At 61.4% G+C, this 1552-nt stretch carries 3 protein-coding genes; 2 read left to right on the top strand and 1 reads right to left on the bottom strand.

The genetic code is table 11. The features are described 5' to 3' along the window. Window positions 1-257: 257 nt before the first annotated feature. Window positions 258-794, bottom strand: coding sequence for a DinB family protein (locus tag HGBR_RS15635; RefSeq protein ID WP_026077658.1), 537 nt, complete (start codon window positions 792-794; stop codon window positions 258-260). Window positions 795-1147: 353 nt separating this feature from the next. Between HGBR_RS15635 and HGBR_RS20085 the strand changes: the two genes are divergently transcribed. Continuing rightward, on the top strand, window positions 1148-1360 hold the full coding sequence (locus HGBR_RS20085; RefSeq protein ID WP_147522582.1) for a hypothetical protein: 213 nt from the start codon (window positions 1148-1150) through the stop codon (window positions 1358-1360). Next, window positions 1357-1552, top strand: a 196-nt coding sequence (locus tag HGBR_RS20595; protein ID WP_218915993.1) for a hypothetical protein, incomplete at its 3' end; no start/stop codon positions are given. The genes HGBR_RS20085 and HGBR_RS20595, both read left to right, overlap by 4 nt.

Genomic DNA, 1552 nt, shown 5'->3' with positions numbered 1-1552 from the left:
CCTAGGTAGGATCGGGCAGATGGATATGGCATGTGCGGATTGCGGATGTGTGGTCAATCGAGGCGCAGTCGTGCGCGCGTGCGACCAATATCCCGATTGCTGCTGCCGGGACTTGCCGCTCACCGGGGACAACAGCGCTTCCCGAGACGAGTAGCGTCAAATTCGCGAGACCACCCAAATCCGCGCTGTGACGTCTGGCCGGTAAACGAGCAGAGCTTTCCCGATTCCTTGTGGAGCCGTCGGGGCGGAGGCTGTCACTATGCGGGCGGGCTGTCCTGGTCGAGGGGCAGGCTCAGCTGCTTTGCATGGAAGTCAAAGTGCATGGTGGGGAAGGCGTAGACATCCGCGACGGTCATCACGGGGGTGAAGAAGGGGTCCCAGCGGGTTGGAAATGCCATGTGCAGGGCCAGCGATCGCTGGGATTCGTTCTCCAGATTTGTGCCGAGGGTGGCGGTGACCCGGCGTAGTTTGCGCGCCATGCGGTGACGGTTGTAGACGCGGGCTGCGGTTCGGGACCCCCAGTAGTTGACCTGGTCGAATGGGCGGGTTCCTGCGTTGAGGAGGCGCGCGAATGCTGTGTTGAGTGAGGGCGGGAGGTGGCCGAAGATCTTGACTAAGGGCAGCAGGTTTCGGACCATCATGTAGCCGAACACCATATGGAACAACAGGACCTTGTTGCTCCAGCGGGTGCCGGCACTGCGCCGACGTAGGTCAGCATCCCCAGCCTGGGACAAGGCGTCTTCTAGCTCGTCGCAAGCTCGACGGTATCCGTCCGTGATCGCAGAGCGGTCCATGGTCGCCACTTTCGGCCAGGCACCGATTCCCGGCTTCCCTCGGCCCCATCGTCACCCACGTCCCTGCCGCGGTCAATGGTCGAATGGCGGGGGGCGCAGTCGTGTGACCGGGTGGGGTGTCAGAGAGCTGACGCTTCAAACTCTTCCGGTGGAAGGCATAGGGCATGTCAAACCGGGTATACCTCCTCTGACAGGGGCACAGGGACGCCAGGCATGCGCTCGGCGTGCCGACCAGCGCGGGGTGGTGCAGCACAAGAATCATCCAATGGTTAACATCATCTGGCGCTGAGCCGTATGCGGGTGGGATAGATTCTTCTCAAATCGGAGACATTCGCTTTACAGGGAGATTCCTCATGAAAGTTCGCACCCACAACGTTGTGCCGATGTCTGACTACGCAGACCCGAGGAAGAAGCGACAGCAAATTCAAGACGACCCGGCCACGTTAGGGGTCCAGCCCTGGTGGGGGGACCTCGATCGCCAGGGTGAAGTCGACAGCCGTCACCTGAACGAACTTGTCGGATACACCACCGGGAATGACCTCACGACGTCCAAGGGTGACGATTGACGGCCCCGCTCCACCTCGAATTCGCATATGTTGATGACTCGGGCGACCCTGGGATGAAGGAGGGCGCAACGCGCACATTCGGCCTAGGTTGCGTCCTCATTTCTGCATACAGGTGGACTGGCGCGCTGGACGCCATGCAGTCACTGCGCAGAGGCATCCACGAGGACTACGGCATCCGCATCCGCGACGAGG

This window comes from Brevibacterium senegalense (assembly GCF_000285835.1).
GTDB lineage: Bacteria > Actinomycetota > Actinomycetes > Actinomycetales > Brevibacteriaceae > Brevibacterium > Brevibacterium senegalense.
This window is presented reverse-complemented; position numbering and strand designations above follow the sequence as displayed.